This window comes from Tamlana crocina, assembly GCF_012037625.1.
In genome coordinates this window covers 1-322 of sequence record NZ_JAAVJS010000681.1, presented here as the reverse complement: position 1 = coordinate 322, position 322 = coordinate 1, and the positions used below count along the sequence as shown (strand labels likewise).

Annotated in this window: 1 protein-coding gene; it reads right to left on the bottom strand. The window is 40.7% G+C overall.

All coding sequences use genetic code 11. From position 1 onward, the window contains the following. Positions 1 to 322, bottom strand: a 322-nt coding sequence (locus HC176_RS18550) for a Mur ligase family protein (protein WP_245234969.1), incomplete at both ends; no start/stop codon positions are given.

The window sequence follows — 322 nt, the reverse complement described above, 5'->3', positions numbered from 1 at the left end:
TCAATTCCCATGTGTTGACATATCCATTTCGCACCGGCCAGATTTTGAAGATTATGGCTTCCAAAAACTGAAACAGGCATGTCTCCCTCGGGCGTGTGGAGCAGCGTCATTTCATCTTCCACATGAAATTCGGGAGTTTGATAAGGATGTTTTCTTATTGTATTTGTAGTTGCAGCAACCAACTGCTTAAGCTGTAGATCTTCTTCGTTATAGACAAGAATTCCCCCTTTTACAATGGAGTCAATAAAGATCCTGAATTGTTCCACGTAGGTTTTATAAGTAGGAAACACATTAATATGATCCCAGGCAATTCCACTGAGGA